Annotated in this window: 18 protein-coding genes; 8 read left to right on the plus strand and 10 right to left on the minus strand. The window is 37.6% G+C overall.

Annotated features, from left to right (window positions below):
- Positions 1-9: 9 nt before the first annotated feature.
- The 8 genes from PHQ93_RS04005 to yajC are packed head-to-tail and all read right to left on the minus strand — an operon-like array spanning position 10 to position 11,515.
- On the minus strand, positions 10-2,976 hold the full coding sequence (locus PHQ93_RS04005) for a DEAD/DEAH box helicase (RefSeq protein ID WP_299941137.1): 2,967 nt from the start codon (positions 2,974-2,976) through the stop codon (positions 10-12).
- Positions 2,954-4,111 carry a bifunctional folylpolyglutamate synthase/dihydrofolate synthase gene (locus PHQ93_RS04010; RefSeq protein ID WP_299941140.1) on the minus strand — a complete coding sequence of 386 codons (1,158 nt, stop codon included), beginning with the start codon at positions 4,109-4,111 and terminating at the stop codon, positions 2,954-2,956. The genes PHQ93_RS04005 and PHQ93_RS04010 overlap by 23 nt, the downstream gene beginning before the upstream one ends.
- Positions 4,108-5,649 carry a GGDEF domain-containing protein gene (locus PHQ93_RS04015; RefSeq protein WP_299941143.1) on the minus strand — a complete coding sequence of 514 codons (1,542 nt, stop codon included), beginning with the start codon at positions 5,647-5,649 and terminating at the stop codon, positions 4,108-4,110. The genes PHQ93_RS04010 and PHQ93_RS04015 overlap by 4 nt, the downstream gene beginning before the upstream one ends.
- 25 nt (positions 5,650-5,674) lie before the next feature.
- The gene (gene lptE, locus PHQ93_RS04020) at positions 5,675-6,199 is read right to left on the minus strand and encodes an LPS assembly lipoprotein LptE (RefSeq protein ID WP_299941146.1); all 525 of its coding nucleotides are present in this window, start codon (positions 6,197-6,199) and stop codon (positions 5,675-5,677) included.
- Position 6,200: 1 nt separating this feature from the next.
- Entirely contained in the window at positions 6,201-8,651 is a 2,451-nt protein-coding gene (gene leuS, locus PHQ93_RS04025) for a leucine--tRNA ligase (RefSeq protein ID WP_299941148.1), read from the minus strand.
- Positions 8,652-8,706: 55 nt separating this feature from the next.
- Positions 8,707-9,678 carry a protein translocase subunit SecF gene (gene secF, locus PHQ93_RS04030; protein ID WP_299941151.1) on the minus strand — a complete coding sequence of 324 codons (972 nt, stop codon included), beginning with the start codon at positions 9,676-9,678 and terminating at the stop codon, positions 8,707-8,709.
- A gap of 3 nt (positions 9,679-9,681) precedes the next feature.
- Complete coding sequence (secD, locus tag PHQ93_RS04035; RefSeq protein WP_299941154.1) at positions 9,682-11,259, minus strand: protein translocase subunit SecD; 1,578 nt, start codon at positions 11,257-11,259, stop codon at positions 9,682-9,684.
- On the minus strand, positions 11,249-11,515 hold the full coding sequence (gene yajC / locus PHQ93_RS04040) for a preprotein translocase subunit YajC (protein ID WP_299912556.1): 267 nt from the start codon (positions 11,513-11,515) through the stop codon (positions 11,249-11,251). The genes secD and yajC overlap by 11 nt, the downstream gene beginning before the upstream one ends.
- A gap of 103 nt (positions 11,516-11,618) precedes the next feature.
- On the opposite strand from yajC, the gene PHQ93_RS04045 reads away from it, so the two are divergent.
- The 4 genes from PHQ93_RS04045 to PHQ93_RS04060 are packed head-to-tail and all read left to right on the plus strand — an operon-like array spanning position 11,619 to position 16,167.
- Positions 11,619-12,857 carry an apolipoprotein N-acyltransferase gene (locus PHQ93_RS04045; protein ID WP_299941157.1) on the plus strand — a complete coding sequence of 413 codons (1,239 nt, stop codon included), beginning with the start codon at positions 11,619-11,621 and terminating at the stop codon, positions 12,855-12,857.
- A 59-nt stretch (positions 12,858-12,916) separates the two neighbouring features.
- Positions 12,917-15,022, plus strand: coding sequence for an RNA degradosome polyphosphate kinase (locus PHQ93_RS04050; RefSeq protein WP_299941160.1), 2,106 nt, complete (start codon positions 12,917-12,919; stop codon positions 15,020-15,022).
- Positions 15,019-15,546 carry a gamma carbonic anhydrase family protein gene (locus tag PHQ93_RS04055; RefSeq protein WP_299941163.1) on the plus strand — a complete coding sequence of 176 codons (528 nt, stop codon included), beginning with the start codon at positions 15,019-15,021 and terminating at the stop codon, positions 15,544-15,546. Before PHQ93_RS04050 ends, PHQ93_RS04055 begins: the two co-directional genes overlap by 4 nt.
- Positions 15,547-15,555: 9 nt before the next feature.
- Complete coding sequence (locus PHQ93_RS04060) at positions 15,556-16,167, plus strand: TRIC cation channel family protein (RefSeq protein ID WP_299941166.1); 612 nt, start codon at positions 15,556-15,558, stop codon at positions 16,165-16,167.
- A gap of 80 nt (positions 16,168-16,247) precedes the next feature.
- On the opposite strand, the gene argJ is transcribed toward PHQ93_RS04060, so the two are convergent.
- Together argJ and rpmB are read right to left on the minus strand one after the other, a co-directional pair.
- Positions 16,248-17,426 (minus strand): bifunctional glutamate N-acetyltransferase/amino-acid acetyltransferase ArgJ, encoded by a 1,179-nt coding sequence (gene argJ / locus PHQ93_RS04065; RefSeq protein WP_299941169.1) that lies wholly within the window; start codon positions 17,424-17,426, stop codon positions 16,248-16,250.
- Positions 17,427-17,608: 182 nt separating this feature from the next.
- Positions 17,609-17,797, minus strand: a complete 189-nt coding sequence (rpmB, locus tag PHQ93_RS04070; protein ID WP_299941173.1) for a 50S ribosomal protein L28 — start codon at positions 17,795-17,797, stop codon at positions 17,609-17,611.
- Positions 17,798-17,954: 157 nt separating this feature from the next.
- Here rpmB and PHQ93_RS04075 point away from each other — a divergent pair, with 157 nt between their 5' ends.
- From PHQ93_RS04075 to PHQ93_RS04090, 4 genes are read left to right on the plus strand one after another with little or no spacing between them, the layout of a single operon-like run.
- Positions 17,955-18,752 carry an HDOD domain-containing protein gene (locus PHQ93_RS04075; RefSeq protein WP_299941457.1) on the plus strand — a complete coding sequence of 266 codons (798 nt, stop codon included), beginning with the start codon at positions 17,955-17,957 and terminating at the stop codon, positions 18,750-18,752.
- The gene (locus PHQ93_RS04080; RefSeq protein WP_299941176.1) at positions 18,749-20,143 is read left to right on the plus strand and encodes a chemotaxis protein CheX; all 1,395 of its coding nucleotides are present in this window, start codon (positions 18,749-18,751) and stop codon (positions 20,141-20,143) included. The genes PHQ93_RS04075 and PHQ93_RS04080 overlap by 4 nt, the downstream gene beginning before the upstream one ends.
- Before the next feature lie 55 nt (positions 20,144-20,198).
- Positions 20,199-20,840: a ribulose-phosphate 3-epimerase gene (gene rpe, locus PHQ93_RS04085; protein WP_299941178.1), complete on the plus strand. Its 642-nt coding sequence runs from the start codon at positions 20,199-20,201 to the stop codon at positions 20,838-20,840.
- A gap of 2 nt (positions 20,841-20,842) precedes the next feature.
- Positions 20,843-21,430: a phosphoribosylanthranilate isomerase gene (locus tag PHQ93_RS04090; protein WP_299941181.1), complete on the plus strand. Its 588-nt coding sequence runs from the start codon at positions 20,843-20,845 to the stop codon at positions 21,428-21,430.
- The last annotated feature ends 4 nt before the right edge of the window (positions 21,431-21,434 follow it).

Below are 21,434 nucleotides of genomic sequence, written 5' to 3' on the forward strand. Positions count from 1 at the left end.
AATGTTCATTTACGCCCTCAAATACAAAAGTACTGCTTTTATGATGTCGTCGTCATCTTTTGAGTCAGATTTTATGGTTGTTTTTTTATCGTCACTCTGCGTGATTGTTATGTTTTGCCCGTAGTTTGAGATGATTTTTATCTTCTTTTGCAGACATAAAAGCTTGATAACCATCAGTTCAAAGAACTGCTTGCTCGGGGTGTCAAGCTCGCCGAAACGGTCTATTACCTCTTCTTGTATCTCATATATCTCTACCACTTTTTCACAGGCAGATAAACGCCTGTAGATGTCGAGACGAAGTCTGTCCTCTTTTACTACCTCATCGGATATATAAGCGGAAATGGTGAGTTTTATGTCTACTTTGAACTTTTCTACTTGGACATGATTGCTTAGAAGTTTGATGGCATCTTCTAACATCCTCAAATAAAGTGAATAACCGATATTTTTTATATGTCCGCTTTGGGCATCTCCGACTAAGTTTCCGCCGCCTCTTATCTCTAAGTCATGGTACGCTAAAGCAGAACCGCTTCCAAGGTATGAGTTTGATTCTAACGCAAGAAGTCTTTTTTTTGCCTCGTCGGTTAAAACTTCTTTATCATTTACCACAAAGTAGGCAAATCCCTCAACGCTTCCTCTGCCGACTCTTCCGCGGAGTTGGTGTAAATCCGCCATTCCAAACCTGTCTGCACCGTCCACGATGATGGTATTTACACGAGGCATATGGATACCTGATTCGATGATGGAGGTTGCAAGCATTAGGTCATATTCGCCTGCTTCAAACTTTAAAAGCTCTTTTTCAGTATCGGTTGCAGATATTTTTGAGTGAAGCATAACGACTCTTAACTCCGGCAGTATCGCTTTTAATTCGCCGTACTTTATAGGCATATGGTCTATGGAGTTATGTACATAAAATATCTGTCCGCCACGGCGAATCTCGCGTAAAATCACCTCTTTTATGAGTTTTTCTTCATACTCTTTTACAAAAGTTCTAACCGGTTCTCTCTCGCTTGGCGGAGTAAGCAGCTGCGACATAGTTTTAATGGAGCTTAGAGCTTGATTGAGTGAACGGGGAATCGGGGTAGCACTCATGGAAAGAAGATGAACATTGTGATAAAGCTCTTTTATCTTCTCTTTTTGTTTTACCCCGAACTTATGCTCCTCATCTATGATGACGACTCCTAGATTTTTAAAGTCCAAATCAAAAAGTGCATGAGTTCCCACAACAGCATCTAAAATCCCATCTCTAAGTGCTTTTATGATGTTTGTTTTATCTTTTGCGCTTACAAATCTATCCAGCTTTGCAACTCTTATGCCAAGCGCATCAAACCTTTGCGATAAAGAGCGGTAGTGTTGTGCAGAGAGAAGAGTAGTCGGGACGATTAGAGCCGACTGAAAGCCTGATTTGTATGCTGCATAAATAGTATTCATCGCAACTTCAGTTTTACCAAATCCCACATCACCGCTTAGAAGCCTATCCATGATGTGACCTGAACTCATTTGAGCGATTATCTCATCTATGGCGGTTATCTGATCATCCGTATAAAGAAAGCCCGACAACTTTTGAAACGCTTTTAGTTCGTTCTCATCTACGCTGATTTTCGGCGCTTTTATAAGCTCTCTTGCGGCTGCAGTGTTTACAATCTGCCCTGCAATCTCCATAAGGCGTTTTCTCACACTCTCTTTGAGTTTGCCGAAACTCCCTTTGCCGAGTCTGTCTAACTCAGGAGTTGAGCCGCCTGAAGCTATGTAGCGGTCTATATAGTCGATATTTTCAACAGGGAGCAGTATCTTATCGTCACCTACATATTTTATAACGATAAAATCTTTCACACCGCCTAAAATCTCTGTCTTTTCAATCCCCTCAAAAATGCCCACACCGTAATCTTCATGCACGACATAATCACCGACTTTTAAATCATCTAAAAGTATGGAGCTTTTTCGTCTGCGTCTAAATTTATCCGGTTTGTTGAGAGAAATAACAAGCTCGTCTTTGTCTATGATGTTTAAAACATAGGGAGCATAGATAATTTTGATACCTTTTGTATCGTAAAGTCTAGCTTGTTTTACAACCGCTTCATTAGATGCGATAACGGTTATCTTTTTCTCTTTATGAACGGTTATCAGTGCCATGGCATCAGTAACCGCCAACTCTTTGCACTCATCGTTCTGCGGCAAAATATCTAAGTTAAAACATTCACGACTAAGCATCGGGTTATTAAGCGCATAGGCATCAACTAGAAGTGCATCTAAATTTCGTATGAGTTTTGCATTTTTGCCGACTAAAAAGTTCGATGCTTTTTCACCCAGATACCAAAGCCCAAGAGAAGCTATATCGTATGAGAGAGAGTTAAACTCGCTCTTTTGCACTCTCTCATTTAAAGAGTTAAAGTTATCTTCATCAAGTGAGAAAAATGCCGGATTTACCTCTACGCTCTCTAGCTCCTCACCCTGTGTTCTTTGTGACTCTAGCTCAAAATATTTTATCTGCTCTATCTCATCATCAAAAAGTGAGATGCGAAGCGGCATTTTACTTGCAGGTGGATAGATATCTATGATGTCTCCACGAAAGGAAATCTCACCCTCTACCTCTACCATATCTACAAAGCTGTATCCCCAAAAAAGCACCTGCTCTTTAAATTTTTTTAGCTCTATCTTTGAACCAAATTCTATCGTTGTACTCTTTAACAGCTCCTCGTTTGGAAGATGAAAAAGGAGTGTTTTTAACGGGGATATAATAAGTGGCTTCTTTTTTGAGGCATAGTAACGCTTAAGAGATGAAAAAAGTTCATGAAGCTCCTCTTTATAAACTCTTAAATCATCTCCAAACGATGCTCTAAAATCGGGAAAAACAACAACATCTCTGCCATAAAATTTGGCAACGCTCTGAAGCTCAACCGACTCTTTATGGTCTTGACAGATAAGAACATCAAGATTTTGACCTTTTTTAAAATAGTCAAATAGTATATTTTGCGACATCTATATGCTCCTTCAAAAACTTCTCTGCAACGCTAAAAGAGCCAAAAACCAGATAGTTTTGCTCATTCTTTATCTCTTTAAAAATCGTATGTTTTATGCTCAAATCATCAAGCGCTTTTTGGATTTTTTCTATATCTTCAACTCTTTGATTAACAACTTCTATAATTTCTACGCTTACAATAACGGGCTTTAAAATCAAGAGTATCTCATGATAGTTTTTATCTCTGTAACTGTTGTATATTAGCGTAAATTTTTGCCCCATTAACGCCTCTGCTATGCTTGAAGCGGCAAGTGCGTTATGTCCCACATCAACTATAACATTTTTGGAAACTCGGCTCAGTCGCCCAAAAAGCGTTGCATTTTTAAAGTCACTTACTTTGTAACTTACGCCTAAAAATTTCAAAGCCGAAATGCTAAGAGAAAGATTTTGCGCAAGATATGGAGCTAAAAACAGCTCTTTGCTTATCGCTAAAATATTTTTTTTGTCATCTTCTTCTAAAAGATTATCAACTCTATAAATATTTTTATCGACTAAACTTTTAGCTACTTCGTAAACCTCGCTAAATCGTTGATTTGCCATTATCGCACTGTTTTGGATAGCATTTAATTTTGTTGTTGCGATTTGCGATATGTCACTGCCTAAAAATGCCTCATGGTCATAGGCAATAGGTGTTACAAGAGTTAGTATTTTTGGGAAAACAGCCGTTGCATCATGCTCACCGCCAAGCCCTGCTTCCATAATAACAAACTCACACTCTTTAAAAATTATCATAGCAAGAAGTGTCGTGTACTCGAAATAACTAAGCTTCTTTGCATCATCTTTACTTAAAAGCTTTTGCAACTCCTCGTGAGCATTTTGCAACTCTTTATTGCTTGCATTTTCCCCGTTAATCCATATTCTCTCGTTAAACTCTAAAATATGCGGTGAAGTGTAATGTCCGACGCTGCAAGCATTTGCAAAAAGTGCGGTTGCCAAAAAGCGCCCCGTAGTACCTTTACCGTTTGTACCGATTATGTGGATGATTTTTGGAATTTTTAAAGAGTGTTTTATCTTCTCATATACTCGCGGCATTCGCGAGTAATCTATTTCATCGTAGTAGAGCGGTTTAGCGTTTAAATAATCTTGGAGGCTCACTTACTTACTACTCTATCTCTACCGTCTTTTTTAGCTTTATATAAAAACTCATCGGAGGTTTTTAGTAAATTTTGAAGTGAAAAATTTGATTTTCTATCGCTAACTCCGCAACTAACCGTAACTTCTATACGACTATCTTTGTACATAAAGCGAGCATTTTTAACTTTTTTTCTAACTTTCTCGGCAAATATTACCCCGCCGCCCACATCAGTTTCACCAAGAATCGCTATAAACTCTTCACCGCCGAATCTTCCTATTGTATCAACGCTTCTTGCTTCATTTTTCAATATGTTTGCAAAGGCAAGAAGTACGGCATCACCCGCATCATGCCCATAAGTATCATTAACTGCCTTAAAATAATCAAGATCAAAAAATACAACGACAAAATTGCGTCCATATCTCTGAAATTCTGCCTCTTTATTCTTTATAAATTCATCTATTGCCCGTTTGTTATACAACTTTGTTAAAAAATCTTCTTTAGACTCTTCTTTGGCGCGCTCAAGCTCTTGCTCTAAATATTCTATTTTTTTACTTAATGCACCGACTTCGCTATTATGTTTTTTCAAATCTCTAGTTAGTGCTTGAGTATTCTCCTCCAGTGCTACTGCTATGGTATATAATTTTTTATGTGCAATGCTAAAATTTATATCCGTACTTTCATTGTAGCTCTCAAGCTCTTTTTTTATCTTTTGTATCTCTACCGTTGAGCTATCCGAACTCTCTATCATCTCTATCAATCTAAGAGACAATTTATCTAAAACACCGTCAATTGACTCTATCATATCTTTAACACTCTGTTTATCAAGTGCTATTCTTAAAGAGATTGCCGATTTTATCTCAGACTCAATCGTCGCGCTCTCAAGAAGTGCAGGATTGTCTTTAATTTTTTGACTAATTTGCGCTATTTTATCGTTTACGCTTGAAGCGATAGAGGGAACAAACGATGAAACCAAAAGAGATGCGATGATAGAAAAATCCGCGGAGCCTGATGCTTTTTCATAACCGTCTAGCCTTAAATTTTGAATACTTTTTTTAAGATCCTTGCTATCTATATCACCGAAAGTTTTTAACTTTTGCAAAAATGTATCATCATATGTATTTGTAAAATTAATCCACAACTGTCTATATTGATCTATTTCGGCAACAGTAGCCTCTCGGCTTAAAAGCTCCGTGCTTCTTTTTGACAACTCCGCTGCTTCTTTATTATGAAGCATTTCAACAACTTGAAGCACTCTTTTTGTAAATTGAATTTGCGATTCTAAGAGGTTTGAGCAGTGTGACGGATTAGTTCTATTTAGTTTTGAAACTAAAAAGCGTGCTAACTCAGGCATACTTTTAATATGATATTTTTTTAACTCATTTTGAAACTCTTTGTTAAGAGTTGCGGTAAATTTTTCTAAATGCGTACAATCTTCCGTCGTAAAGCCCGCTTTAGAAGCCTCTTTACAAAAGGCTTCGGCATAAAAATCAGGCGTTAAAAGCTTGCCTTCTAACTCTAATCTTTTAACGGCATTTTTAATGATAGCTTGAATATTCATAGCCTCTCCTACTAATAAAATCTCATTATTTTTTAGCTCTTGCTCCCTCTGCAGAAACTTGTGCGACAAATGAATTAAGAGCTTTTTGTGCAGCAAATCCAATAGCTTCATATCTCTCTTGATCGGTCACGATTGCATTGGGTGCTACTGAGAAATCATAAAATCCTCTTGTATTATAGCTTTTTGACTCATCTTTAGTCTGTTTGGTAATATTCAAAATAACGCTCATTCTATAACCCGTTACAAAACCGTTTTTATCATAAACAATCGGCGAATAAGCCGGTGAAACAATTTTTATAACAAGATGGCTGTCTGAAACTGATTTATCTACCAATGATGCTTGAAAAACTTGTATAACAGCCCTATCAACCGCATCTTTTATAAAAACCGTATTTTCAGGATCTTGTAAAGAGATAATTACATTTGTACTTATCTTCTCCCCCATGGCATCTCGAGAAAATTTAGCACTCGGCTTGTATCCGCATCCGTTTATTGCACCTAGAATTAAAAAAAATAAAAGAAGCCTTTTGATATTTGAAACAGTTTTCAAATTAATCCTTGATTACCAAATTTACTAATTTTTTAGGAACTACTATCTCTTTAACTATGGTTTTTCCCTCTAGCCATTTTGCAGCACTCTCTTTTGCAATTTTCATGATATTTTCTTGCGACTCATCAGATGCAACTTCTATCTCTGTTCTTGCCTTTCCATTTATGGAAACTCCCAAGATTATAACATTTTCAACAAAGACCTCTTCTAAAACTCTCTGCGAAGTCAAATTTTTAAGCGAAAAATATTCACTGCTTATCTCAGAACACACATGCGGAATTACGGGTTCCATAATGGAAGTAAGTATCCAGTAGCCCTCGCTCCAAACATCACTATTGCTCTGAGCATTAAGAGCATTCATAGCTTCCATAACACCGGCTATCATTGTGTTAAAAGTATATTTTTCGCCGTAAACATCATTTGCACGAACAAGTGCTTCATAAACCTTTTTTCTCGCGAACTTTTCATCTTTGCTTAATGAGCCGTGATCTATTTGAGGAATACTATCTGTTTTTACGATATTTGAGCTTCTCTCATAAAATCTTTTTATAAACCTGTACGCTCCCTCGACGGCACTGTCATTCCACTCCAGCTCTTGCGTAGGAGGTGCTGCAAAGAGGATAAAAAGTCTAGCTGTATCCGCACCGTACTTCTCGATGATAGCATCAGGGTCAACCGTATTGCCTTTGGATTTGCTCATTTTTGCACCGTCTTTTAGCACCATCCCTTGAGTTAAAAGTTTGTTAAACGGTTCATCAAAACTGATATAGCCCAAATCGCGAAACACTTTTGTAAAAAATCTTGCGTACAAAAGATGTAAAATCGCATGTTCTATTCCGCCGATGTAATGATCTACCGACATCCAATACTCTATCTGCTCTTTTGAAAATGCCTCGTCTTGCCAATTTTTAGGCGATGCACAAAAGCGTAAAAAGTACCAGCTAGACTCGACAAATGTATCCATAGTATCTGTTTCGCGAACAGCGTCTTTGCCGCAGGAAGGACATTTGCAATGTTTCCAAGTCGGATGTTTATCAAGCGGATTTCCCTCACCCGTAATTACGATATCTTCAGGAAGTGCAATCGGGAGGTTTTCTTTCTTCTCCATAACCAAACCGCAACTATCACAATGAACAAACGGAATAGGCGCACCCCAATATCTCTGACGGGATACTCCCCAATCTTTTAGTCTGAAATTTGTCTTTTTTGTGCCGATGTTTTGAGCTTCAAAATAGTCTATGATTTTGCCCTGAGCATCTTTAGAGTTTAGTCCGTTAAACGACTCCGAGTTAAACAGCTCTCCGACTTCGGTAAATGCTTTATCATCGCTCAAGTCACCGTTAAAAGGTTTTATAACTGCATTTATCGGTAAGTTATATTTTTTTGCAAAATCAAAATCTCTATCATCATGAGCCGGAACCGCCATAACTGCACCGCTTCCATAATCCATCAAAACAAAGTTGGCAACCCAAATAGGAACCGATTTTTTAGTCAGCGGATGAGTAACATTTAGATTTAAAGAGACACCGCTCTTCTCTTTTTGTCTATCTATGGAAGATGTATTTTTCATCTCTTGGATTTTTATGATTGTATCATCATCTAAGAGTAAATTTTCAATCATGTAATTTACTATCTCATGTTCAGGTGCAAGAGCTGCGTAACTTACGCCATAAATGGTATCGGGACGAGTCGTAAATACTTCAAAACCGTCAAATTTATTGTTTAATCTCTCTCGCGAAGCTATATCAAAAGAAAATTTAAACTCCAAACCGTATGATTTGCCTATCCAGTTCTCCTGCATAGTTAAAACTTGTTTAGGCCAACCGCCCTCAAGTTTTGCCAAATCAGACAACAGTTCATCCCCATACTGTGTGATTTTAAAGTAGTACTGATTCATATCTTTTTTAACTACATTTGTGTCACATCTCCAGCAGCTTCCCTCTAAAACCTGTTCGTTTGCTAAAACGGTTTGACAACTTGGGCACCAGTTTAAAAACCCTTTTTTACGATAAAGAAGCCCTTTTTCATACATATCGATGATAAAGCCCTGCTCAAACTTCGTGTAAAGTTCATCGCTTGTTGCCAGTTCTCTCTCTTTTGAAAATGAGAAACCTAAAGATTTAAACTCGCCTTTCATGTAATCTATATTGCTATATGTCCATGTTTTAGGATGTGAGCCGTTTTTAATAGCCGCATTTTCAGCAGGCATACCAAAACTGTCAAAACCGATAGGATGAAGAACATTAAAACCTTGCTGACGGTAGTATCTCGCAAATGCATCGCTTATAGTATAGTTTCTAACATGCCCCATATGAAGTCGTCCGCTTGGAAACGGGAACATACTTAAAATATATTTTTTTGCTTTTGTAAAATCTTCGTTAGGTTCAAAACTGCCATTTTGAGCCCAGTACTCTTGCCACTTTTTCTCTAACTTTTTTGAACTATACTCCAAAATATCTCCTAATACTCAATCACGATTTTTTAACTCTTGTTCTGTAAATAAAATCTTACATAACTCCGGATTCAAACTGAGATCTCATTCTCTCTTTTTCTGCTTGAATTTTTACCTTATCAGCCATTTTTTGACGATATGCCGCTACACTAAACCCAGTCCATACGACAAGCTGAGCAGCAACAAAGATTGAACTGTATGTTCCTATGACGACACCTACTAACATCGGGAAACTAAATCCGAGCATTATGTCGCCGCCAAATAAAAAGAGAGTAAGAACAACAAAAAATACCGTCAAAGAGGTAAGAGTCGTACGAGATTGCGTTCTAGAAACCGCTTCATTAATGATATGAACAAAATCTGCCTCTTTAGACTCTTCTATATGTTCGCGGACACGGTCATAAACGATAATAGTGTCATGGATAGAGTAGCCCAAAATCATAAGCAGTGCCGCGACACTCTCTATATTAAAGTCAACTCCGAAATATGAAACAAATCCAAAAGTAATAACAATATCGTGAACAATAGCAATAATAGCAGCCAACGCAAAACGCCACTCATATCTAAATGTCACGGTTGCCATAATTGCCAATAGTGTTAATAAAAATGCGCTAAGACCTTTAACACGCAGTTCGTCTCCTACTTTTGGACCGACCATATCGACACGGCGAATCTCAAACTCACCCGTGCCTTTTAAAATCTCTTTAGTGGTATCGCCTATATCATGACTTAAACCGACTGTAGATGAGGGAGTTTTAATAACTACCTCTTGCGATGAACCAAACTCGCTTACGCTTGCATGTTCAAAAAGTTCGCTCTTTTTAAGACTTTCGCGAATCTTATCAATCGGAGCATCACCCGTATATTTTACCTGAACAACCGTTCCTCCGGTAAAATCGATACCAAACGAAAACCCTTTTATTGCAATAAGAGCAATTGAGATAAAAAATAGAACAAACGACGCAATAAAAAAGATTTTTCCTTTTCCTAAAAAATTATAAATCTTATCTTCTTTAAAAAGTTCCATAAGTTATGCTCCCTTTCTTTTTGACATACCAAACCACAGCGTGTAATTTTTATCTTTCTCTATGCGACTCATGAAAAACTGATAAATACCGTAAGTGCTGACAATTGCCGTTAATATGGATGCCAATATACCTAAACTAAGAGTAACCGCGAATCCTTTAATGGCACCCGTTCCGTATACATAAAGAATTGTACAAGCTAAAATTTGCGTTATATTTGAATCCAAAATCGCACGCATAGCTTTTTTGTATCCCTCCGAAATCGCTCTGCTTGTAGGGATTCCTGCACGAAGCCCTTCTCTAATACGCTCGTTAATAATAATATTTGCATCTACGGCGAGTCCTATATGCAACACAATCCCTGCCATACCGGGCAGAGTCAGCGTTGCGCCAAGAAGTGAAATAACACCCAAGATAATAAAAAGATTAACAACAACCGCTATATTGGCGATAACACCAGCAAGTCCATAATAAAACATCATAAAAACGATAACTAGCGCAAAACCGCTTACCAATGCAAGAAGTGACGCACGAATACTGTCAGCACCCAAACTAGGACCGACGGAGCGTTTTTCCATTACATAAATAGGTACTAAAAGCGAACCTGAGCGAAGAGCAATCGCCAAATCTTTAGCCTCTACCACAGTGTAATGACCGGAAATTTGACCGCTTCCGCCACCGATACGCTCATTGATAACAGGAGCAGAGTAAACTTTCCCGTCCAACACGACCGCCAAACGCTTTCCTACGCTTCTACCGGTAAAATCACCGAATATTCCGGCACCTTCGGCATTTAGCGTGAAGCTAATCAACGGACGATTATTTTGGTCAAAGCCGACATGAGCATCCGTTAACATAGAACCGTCTAAGATAGGAATTTCACGAACCAGATGTTTTATCTGTGGGTTGTTAGCATCTTCTAAAATTACATCTCCGTAAGACGAAGCATCGGATTCACTCATAGAGTTAACCCGCGCTGCCCTATCCTCATCTACCGCCATAAGTTCTAACTTTGCGGCACGAGAGATAAGCTCTCTAGCTCTTTGTTCTTCATCGGCAGTTTTAATCCCTGCCAACTCGACTAAAATCTGATTTTCACCTTGACGGGCAACCACCGGTTCAGCTAAACCAAACTGATCAAGCCTATTTCTAATCGTCTCGATTGCTTGAGATATCGCCTGTTCTTGAGATCTTAAAATCTCCTCTTTAGTTAAAGAGATAGAGATTTTTGCACCGTCGACGGCGACAACACTCCCCTTTATTTCAGAAATGAAATTTTTTACATTTTTTACTTCATCTTTGTCTAAAAATGTAATGGAGACGCTATCTTCATTAAAACTAAAAGAGTCGATTATAATATCTTTTTTTTCGCTAAAATTTTTAACGCTTGCAGCAATTGATTTTATACGAGCTTTTATCGCTTCGTCTGTTTTTACACCAAGAAGCATGTGGAGTCCGCCCTGCAAATCAAGCCCAAGCGTCACTTTTTTACCACTTTCTAATTGCAAAAGCGAAGGAGCTGAAAAAAACAGACCAAACGCTATTAAAAATGCAAAAATTACTAAACGAAAATTAAGCTTCATCTTCAAGCTTTCTAGCAACTGCTTCTTTTGTTATTTTTACAATGATGTCATCATTGATTTTAACACTCAAAAACTTCTCTTCAACCTTATAAATGACAGATATAATTCCACCTACTGTAACGATTTTATCGCCTTTTTTAAGAGCCTCTATCATCTCTTGATGATTTTTTGCCGCTTTTTGTTGTGGACGGATAATTACGAAATACATAATTGCGATCAAAATAACGAACGGTAATAGCTGACTTATTATTTCCATGAGTCTAGGTTTCCTTTGAATAAATTGCGGCGATTATACAAAAAGTATATTAATAAAAGACTGAAGAGTGCTATAATTCGCACCAAAAAACAGAGTAAAAAATATGATTGAAAAACTACAAAAGCTTAGAGAGAGATACAATCCTATCTTTTTTGACTTAATATGCGGAGTTATAACTTCGCTGTTATTTAGTGCATTTCTCTACTTAGAGCATTTTGGCATAACTATAAAATTTTTAAATACTATTTTCGGTCTTTTAGCTTTGGCGATGCTCTTATACATACCAAAAAGAGCTGTTTTAATAGCCGGCTTTTTTATCGGTCTATTATGGTTTTACTGGATTGGATATAGCTTTAAATATAACGGTGTAGGCTATATGGAGCCTGTTATCACCGTGCTTTTTGCGGTTGTATATATGCTCTTTTTCGGCGTTACGGCATTTACGAACAGCGTAGCGATTAGAGCTGTTTTGCTCTTTGGCTTAAGTTTTGTCGAACCTTTTGATTTTAACTGGATGCAGATCGAACTTCTCTTTGTCGATAGCTACTTAGGAGTATTTAAATACCAGCTTGCTCTTATACTTTTAGCTCTAACTTTACCGAACTATATAAAAAATCCGTATAAATTTGCTTCACTTTTACTTATATTGCTCTCTATAAATTTCAATCCTCCCGCACAAAAAGAGGCTCCTCTAAAAATAAAATTGATAGCTACCGATGTAAAACAGGATAAGAAATGGGAGAAGGAGAGCCTGCGTCCGACACTAGAACTTATCTACAAAGAGATAAGAGATGCAAAAGAGCAAGGGTACGACCTAGTCGTTTTTCCGGAGTCAGTTTTTCCTTTTTATATGAATAAAGCCAATCTTGTCATGGAACAGTTAAAAGAGCTCTCTTACGAAATAGCGATTGTTGCGGGCACGCTTCTGAGTGAAGAGGGCAAACACTACAATGTAACATATATGTTTGAGGGCGGAAATTTTGAAATAGCAAAAAAAATGGTGCTTGTCCCTTTTGGAGAGTATATTCCGCTGCCAGACTTTGCAAAAAAATATATAAACGAGTTCTTTTTTGCCGGAGCATCCGACTTTAAAACAGCCGACAAACCGACCGATTTTATCATCAAAGGCGTAAAATTCAGAAATGCCATCTGTTATGAAGCAACTTGTGAAGAGCTTTACGAAGGAGATGTAGATTTTATGATAGCCTCAAGCAATAATGCATGGTTTTATCCCTCTATAGAACCGACTCTGCAAAAACTTCTTATGCGCTTTTATGCACGCAAAAAGGGTGTTACGATATATCATTCTGCAAATTGGAAGGGTACGGCAATCGTAAGGTAACCTTTATTTGATATAATTCCCAACCATATTACTAAAAATTATTTTTATAAGGTTTTATAATGCTAAATCTAAAAAATCCGGATCTTTTCAACAACCGCGAACTCTCGTGGCTTCAATTTAACACCAGAGTTTTAAAGCAGGCTCAGGATGAATCTTTACCGCTGCTTGAGAGGCTTAAATTTTTAGCAATTTACGGTACAAACTTAGACGAATTTTATATGATTAGGGTTGCAGGACTTAAAAAACTCTTTACCGTAGGAATAATAGAATCAAGTGCCGATAAGCTCACACCGCTTGAACAATTAAGAGGGATTAGAGAGTACCTTCATCAAGAGCAGCAAGTTGTTGAATACTGCCTAAATTCTATACTAAAAAAGCTTGAAACTCAAGGTATAAGTATTAAATATTACAATGAGGTTACTCAACATCAAAAACACTATTTAAGCAAATATTTCAATGAACAGATATACCCTGTCGTTATTCCCATCGCCATTGATGCAACGCATCCGTTTCCGCATCTAAACAACCTTAGTTTCGGACTTATCGTAAAACTAAGAGACAACGACAATCCCGCTCTTGAGAGAAGCGGTATTGTTCGTATTCCAAGAGTTTTAGAGAGATTTGTAGAGTTGGATCTAAACACTTATGTTCCTATTGAGAGTATTGTTGCAAAACATGTAGAAGAGCTTTTTCCAGGATATACTCTTATCAAACAAGCCTCTTTTAGAGTAACAAGAAATGCCGATATCGAGATAGAAGAGGAAGAAGCAGACGACTTTATGGAAATTTTAGAAGAGGGTCTAAAACTTCGTAAAAAAGGCGCTATGGTTCGACTTGAAGTTGAGAGCGACGGAGATGAGGAGCTTATAAACTTTTTTAACCGTCATATAAATGTTTATCGAGACGATATTTTTAGATTTCATACATTTATAAATCTATCTAGCCTCTGGCAGATTGTTACAAACAAAAAATTTGCACATCTGCTTGTTGAGCCGTATCAGCCGAGAAATCTTCCTCCGCTTGATAATATAGAAAATATATTCTCAACGCTTGAGAAACAAGATATAGTGCTTATGCATCCGTATGAGAGTTTTGATCCGGTTGTTCAGCTCATCCAAGCGGCGGCAAAAGATCCCGATGTTGTCTCTATAAAAATGACGCTTTACCGTTCAGGAACGGATTCTCCTATCGTTAAAGCTCTTATGGGGGCAAGCGAATCGGGAAAACAGGTAACCGTTATGGTTGAGCTAAAAGCTAGATTCGACGAAGAGAACAACCTTATCTGGGCAAAAGCGCTTGAGAAAGCAGGAGCGCATGTTATTTACGGTATCAAAGGCTTCAAAGTTCATGCAAAAGCAACGCTTGTAACGAGAAAAAAAGGCGGCAAACTCAAACAGTACGCGCATATCGGAACAGGTAACTATAACCCATCAACTGCAAAAATCTATACGGATATGAGCTATTTGACATCTAAAGATGATATTACAAATGATTTGACAAGATTTTTCCACTTCCTAACGGGCTTTAGCAAAAAAGGCAAACTTAACGAGCTGTATATGTCACCGTCGCAAATTAAACCGAAAATCCTATCGCTTATTCAAAATGAGGCAAGAAAGGGAGTCAACGGTCGCATTATTGCAAAACTAAACTCTTTAGTCGACGACGATGTTATTCGCGCACTATATAAAGCAAGTCAAGCAGGTGTTAAAATAGACCTGATTGTCAGAGGCGTATGCTGTTTAAAACCTGGGATTGAAGGAGTGAGCGAAAATATCAGAGTAATATCAATTTTAGGAAAGTATTTAGAGCATGCAAGAGCATTTTACTTCAAAAATGATGAAACGGGTATCTATATATCTAGTGCAGACTGGATGCCGAGAAACCTGACAAGACGCATAGAGCTTTTAACTGCCATTAAAGACCCCAAAGCAAAAGCAAAAATTTTACAAATCTTAAAACTTCAATGTGTAGACAATTCTCTGGCGCATGAGCTTCAAAGTGACGGAAGTTACATAAAAGTAAAAAGTGATGATACAAAACAGATAAACAATCATAAACATCTCGAAGAGTATGTCAATAAAATAGTCAAAGCTACAAAAAAAGAGAGTGTTAGCGTGGTTGAACAACTGCAAACAAATTTATTTATAGAAGGAGAGGGACAATGACATATAATTTTAAAGAGTTTAGCCCAAAAATCGGTAAAAACACATGGATTGCGCCATCCGCCGATGTCATAGGTGATGTAACATGCGGAGAAGATTGCTCTATCTGGTTCGGAACTGTTGTAAGAGGCGATGTTCATTACATCACAATCGGCAATAGAGTAAGCATACAAGATTTGAGCATGGTTCATGTAACGCATCATAAAAAAGCAGACAGAAGCGACGGACACCCGACAATTATCGGCAATGATGTAACCATCGGTCACCGCGTTATGCTTCATGGATGTACGATTGAAGATGCATGTCTTATTGGGATGAGTGCGACCATACTTGACGGTGCTCTAATCGGGAAAGAGTCTATTGTCGGTGCAGGTGCGCTTGTTACAAAAAACAAAGTTTTTCCGCCTCGCTCACTTATCATGGGAAGCCCTGCAAAAGTTATCAGAGAACTTAGCGATGAAGAGGTAGCCGAGCTATACGCTTCGGCATCAAGATATGTAGAGTTCAAATCTCACTATCAAGAGTAGAAAAGATGTATGCCTGAATATTTTATATTTGCCGACATTATAGGCATCACGGCTTTTAGCATAAGCGGTTTTTTAATCGCCACAAAAAACAGACTTGATATTCTTGGCATACTTATAGCATCTACCCTTACCGCCCTTGGCGGCGGCATAATCAGAGATGCTATTCTTAGCTCTGCACCGTTTGCATTTACATCACTCTACCCTGCTTTAACTCTTATTGTTACAATATTTTTAGTCTATATTTTAAAAATTTATAAAAAAGACTCTATCGAGAGAGGCTGGATATTTGTAGTAAGCGACACCATAGGACTTGTCGCATTTAGCATAACCGGTGCGCTTATGGCTATCAATGCAGAATATAACTTTTTTGGCATTATCATACTTAGCTTTATAACCGCAGTAGGCGGAGGCGTTACAAGAGACATCATGATAAATCAAGTCCCATCAGTCCTCATAAGTGATTTTTACGGCTCAATAGCGGTCATCGTAGCTCTTCTTTTAGGAACATTTCACTTTTTTGGCGCTATAAATGAGTTTTCTATCTTAGCAACCGCACTCTTTGGCACGGCTCTAAGACTTGTGGCATACAAAAAAGAGTGGCATTTGCCGCGGCTTAGATAAATTTTTTTATTGTTTGAAGCATTATCAAGCCTTGTCGTAAATATTTATAGTCGTTTACAACTTAGGCGATTATTTTAATTTTAAGTTCTATAATCCGCATTTATCTTTACATACTCGTGACCCAAGTCGCATCCGTATGCTTTAAAACTGCCCTCGCCTATGCCTAAATCGCACGAGATTGTAAATTTTTGGTGTTGCATAATAACAGCACATTTTTTCTCCATCTCTGCGTCAAAATAGATAGTGCCGCTATCGTAAACGCAAAGATTGTCAAATGAGATTTTTAACTTCTCTTCATACGCTTCTACTCCGCTGGCACCTATTGTTGAGGCGATTCTTCCCCAGTTTGGATCTTCGCCAAAAAGTGCAGTTTTTACTAAAAGTGAATCAGACAACGCTTTTGCGGCAATTTCAGCTTCTCTATCATCTTTTGCACCAGTTACTTTGTAAGTTACTAACTTTGTAGCGCCCTCGCCGTCTCTTACCATCTCAAGTGCCAAAAAGTGCATCACTTTAAAAAGTGCTTCTTTAAATGCCTCTTTATCATAAGCGCCGCTTCTGCCGTTTGCCAAAACAAAAACGGTATCGTTTGTAGAGGTGTCACCGTCAACACTAATAGCGTTAAAAGTAGTCTTTACAACCTCATCAAGCGTCTCTTGCATCTCGCTTTTACTTACTTTTGCATCGGTTGTTATAAAGCAGAGCATCGTTGCCATTGCAGGGTTTATCATTCCTGCACCTTTTGCAATCGCTCCGATGTTAAAACTGCTTCCATCTTCAAGCATAACCTTAAAAGCTATCTCTTTAGGGAATGTATCAGTCGTCATTATAGCTTTTGATGCACTTGCCGAATCTCTTTTTGTTAAATCAAAAAGCTTCATTCCATCTATAATTTTAGCTTTTGGAAGTCTTACACCGATAACTCCGGTTGAACTCATAATGGGATTTTTTACTCTTGCATCACAAGTGGATAAAACTTCTTTTATATCGTCAATCCCAGCTTGACCCGTCATGGCGTTTGCGTTTTTAGAGTTTATGACTATAAAATTTGTCTTGACATCACCCATCGCTCTAAAATGTCTAATCGGTGCCGCACACATCTTGTTTGTCGTAAAAACCGAAACAACTTCACACTCATCTTCGCTATAGATAAATGCCATATCTAATGCACCCTCTTTTTTTAGCCCTGCATGTATGCCTGAAGCAAAAAAACCACTACTTAAACAAACACCGCCTTGCGAATAAACTATATTATACAAACTTCAGCTCCTTAAATTTATCTCTGTAACTATAGACATTTGAATTAAAACAAGAAAGTTCTAAACGGTAAAAATCGGGAAAATGACTCATGATTGATTGCTGTGAGGGGTTTGGGAGATAACTCCCAATATATAAAGTTTCGAATCCTCTCTAAGAGATTCAATTTTATAACCTTATTTTCTTAAGAGTTTTTCTTAAGTGTTCTTAGCTCTTTTGCAGAGATTTTAACTTTTTGAGTAGTACCGTCATCTAAAGTGATACGTACTGTTCTAAGATTTAATAAAAAACGACGCTTTGTTCTGTTTTTAGCGTGAGAAACATTGTTTCCGCTCATTGGGCCTTTGCCGCTTATAGCACATTTTCTTGCCATACTAGCTTCCTTATATTAGGTTTTAAAGTTGCGAATTATATCAAGCTCAAACAAAACTTCTGCTTAAGGGTAAATATAATTATTCTTATTTTCACTTTTATATTTCTTTTATAGTTATATAGATAGAATAAGCAAAATTTAAGTACATGTAGTGAATATGATAACAAAAAATGAAATAGATAGCTTCATAGAAAAGATACCCCCTGCTCCAAACGCTTTAAAAGAGACTATGAGACTCCTCAGCGCAGGAGAACTAATCAGAGCTGCCAAAATCGCAGAGGGTGATTTAGCTCTTAAATCTTATCTTAAACATATTGTAAATAAGCCAATCTATGGATTTAAAAATGAGGTAAGCGATATTTCTCAAATCTTCGGTATTCTTGGAGTATCTTTATCGCAGCAAAGCGTACATAATTATATGGTTACACTTTTAAGTCCTAAGAAATGGACTCTTTTTAAACTAAACTCCAAACTATTTTATGAACTTCAAGCAAATTTATCAAAAAAATGGGAAATCATACTAAACAATCTCGGTATCGATGATAAAAACATTTATGCTTCTATCAGCCTGTTGCCTGCAAGCATACTAGTTACGGAAGCTCTTTTTGCCCAAAAAAAAGATGATATAAATTTGTTAAGAACTACAAAAGCACTTGATTACAATACGGTTCTTTTTCGTCTTTGCGGAGTCACTCTTTTTGATATTTGCGAAATGATTGCAAAGAAATGGGAGATGGACGACTCAATTTCTCAAATTGTTCAAGCCGCTTCGGGAGTAAAACACTCAAGTGACGAAAATATAAATAATCTTGGAAAGTGGATGCATCTTCTGCTTTTTTACGAGCTTTCCAAGCCGCAATTCATCGAAGCGGGACTCAATGATTTCGTTGATTTTCAAGTTGAATATGTCGGTGATATATACGACGATTTTGCTTTGCTTATGGGGATTCAATGAGACCGGTAGTAAAAAACGGTATCGCCACTTTTTCGCCGCAAGGTTTTTTAGACGGTAATAACACCAACTCCTTTTTAGGCATTGAAGATGTTGAGGCTACAATACACTTAAATGTAGATATGATTTTAGTTTCACTTAAAAAAGTTGTCTTTTTCAATAAAAACGGCTTAGATACTTTTATAAAACTCTTTATTCAGATTCGTAAAAAAAATCATGCAACTGTCGGATTTTGTGATTATGACAATAAAAAATATGCGGCTATAAGAAAGTTTTATCAAGACGATATAAATTTTTCACTTTTTAAAACTCTCGAAATTGCTTATCTCTTCTCCTCAAGTTTTAAAAATCAAAGTAAAAATGTTCTCATTTATAGCAGCGACAGATCTCAGCGTTCCGCTATTGCCATTGAGCTGCATGACAACGGACATAATCCTATCGTCGTACAGTCCCAAGAGGAGTATGATGAAAAAAAAGAGAAGAAAGAGACTTTTGACTATGCAATTGATTCAACTTTTTTGGGACAAATGGGGCAAAAAATCGCAACAAGGGTAACAGGCAACGCTATCATATACACTATATCTATGTTTTTAGATATTGAGATAAGCGATAAATTTAACATAGAGTATCACAGCAACTCCCTAAATGTAGGATTTAGACTTTTTATTTTTGATGCATATAAAGTTATCAGTATGAATGTACATGCACTTAACTTTTTTTCTAAGTTGGCAAGTTCTGCTGCCGAGTATAACGCTACCATATGCTTTGTAGGGATGAAATTTGACAAAACTCCCGAATCATTCAGAAATACGCTAGAAGATTCAGGAATACTTTTCTATGCGCAAATGGATGATATCTTAGGGAACAAAGAACTTTTAAAAGAGCTTGGTGCAAGCAGTGCAGCAAATGTAAAAAACAGAAGAGTTATAAATAAAGAGACGGTCTTAGAGTTGCCGAAATTTATCAATGCCGCAGCCGTTACGATAGAGATGATGACAAATTCAAAAGCAGTAAAAGAGTCTGCAAGCGTTCAAAATCTAGTTATTGAAAACAGAGACGCAAAAGTGGCAAGTTCCATCGGGTACTACGGCGATATGGACGGTATGGTTATTTTAATCTTCCCGATAGGCATTGCTAAAAAAGCTTGTGAGCTTCTCATCGGTGAAAATACGGATGATATGGAACTGATTTTAGATTCATTAGCAGAACTTGTAAATATTGTAGGCGGAAAGATAAAAACTCTTCTTTTAGATGAAGGCATAAATGTAAATATAACGCTTCCAAGAACATACCACGATGTAAAAAGCTTGCTTGAAGTCATTGAAAACAGAAAAGGCGTTCAAGTAGATTTATCATTTAACGGCGATAAATTTCTTTTTTTCTTAACAAGATAAAAGATACAAAATTGTACAATTTCAAAAAATTTACGCCCTAATAAAGGAAAATCGATTGTTAGTAGCTCCTAGTGTTCTATCTGCCGATTTCGGTAATCTACAAAGAGATGTAGAGGCGATATGCAGTGCCGGCTGTGATTTGGTTCATGTAGATGTAATGGACGGTCATTTTGTACCGAATCTAACAATCGGACCCGTGGTAGTCTCCGCAATTGCCGCGTGTGCAACCAAGCCTCTCGATGTCCATCTAATGGTTGAAAATAACACTTTTTTTGTTGATCTCTTCGCTCCGCTAAAACCTGAGTATATCTCTTTTCACATCGAAGAGGAGAAGCATCCTCATAGACTAATTCAAAAAATCCGTTCTCTTGGCATTAAACCGGCAATCGTACTTAATCCTCATACGCCGCCCGAGGCAATAGAGTATCTGCTTCAAGATTTGGATATGGTTCTGCTGATGAGCGTAAATCCGGGATTTGGCGGACAAAGCTTTATAGAGAGCGTCATACCAAAAGCAAAGAAGCTCGATGAGATGAGAAAAAGATTAAACCCTAATTGCCTTATAGAAGTTGACGGCGGGGTGAGTGATAAAAACATTCATCTGCTAAAAGATGTCGGTGTAGATATCGTAGTTGCGGGCAGTTATGTATTTAACCATAAAGATAAAAAAGAGGCTATCGCTTCTTTAAAAATTTAACTATGCGCGTAAAGATTTGCGGAATAACATCCTATGAAGATGCAATGATAGCGATAGAAGCCGGTGCAGATGCATTGGGCTTTGTCTTTTATGAAGCCTCCCCCCGCTATATAACTCCAAAAGACGCAAGAGCTATCATAAAAAAACTTCCGCCATTTGTTGAAAAAGTTGCCCTCTTCGTTAACAGCGACGCCCAAGTAATCAACTCATACTGCCAAGAAGCGGGTGCTACACTTGCTCAAATCCACTTTGAAGCTCCTCATAAGCTCTATGAACAGTTGTTCGTTCCTTACATAAAGGTAATCCGCGCAAAAGAAGCTAAAGATATTGTGCAATATAGCGATGAGTATAGACTTGTAGATGCCTACTGCGAATCTTACGGCGGAAGCGGTAAAAGACTAAATTTAGAGTGGTTTGATGGGGTTGACTGCTCTAAAATCATCTTAGCAGGCGGACTTGATGCACAAAATGTAGCATCTCTTAAGCAATATGGCTTTTACGGTGTTGATGTCAGCAGCGGTGTTGAACTCTCACATGGAAAAAAAGATGCTTCTAAAGTTAAAGAGTTTATAAAAAATGCAAAGCAATAAGTTC

Source organism: Sulfurimonas sp., from assembly GCF_028714975.1.
GTDB lineage: Bacteria > Campylobacterota > Campylobacteria > Campylobacterales > Sulfurimonadaceae > Sulfurimonas.